General features: G+C 48.3%; 1 protein-coding gene. It reads left to right on the top strand.

Translation table 11 applies throughout. The annotated features are described in order from the left end of the window. Window positions 1–441, top strand: a 441-nt coding sequence (locus BW716_RS37415) for a hypothetical protein (RefSeq protein WP_179091443.1), incomplete at both ends; no start/stop codon positions are given.

Below are 441 nucleotides of genomic sequence, written 5' to 3'. Positions count from 1 at the left end.
TTTGATTACCAATGTTAGGGATAGTGTAGTTAATATAAAGTGGACTTTGTATGGTAAGATAAGGGGGATTAGGAAGGGGGATGGGAGTTCTTTGGAATATAGGTATGATGCGGGCGGGAATAGGGTGTATAAAGGTTATACGCATGGCGGTGTAACGGATAAGACATGGTATGTGCGTGATGTGGCGGGGAACGTGCTGGCAGTGTATGGGAATGTTGGAGGCGGGAGTGATAAGTATTGGAAGGAGCAGCATTTGTATGGGAGTAGTAGATTGGGATTGTGGGAGCCGGGGTTGGTAGTAGGGGGAGAGGTGGATTCGACGTGGAATAAGGTGGGAGTGAGGAGGTATGAGTTGGTGAATCATTTGGGGAATGTGTTGGTGACGGTGAGTGATAAGGGTCTTCCGGAAGGGGATCATTATGTTGCGGAGGTGATGAGTGC

The organism is [Flexibacter] sp. ATCC 35208 (assembly GCF_001975825.1).
Lineage (GTDB): Bacteria > Bacteroidota > Bacteroidia > Chitinophagales > Chitinophagaceae > Chitinophaga.
The sequence above is the reverse complement of the archived record's forward strand: the minus strand, read 5'-3'. Positions and strand labels throughout refer to the sequence as shown.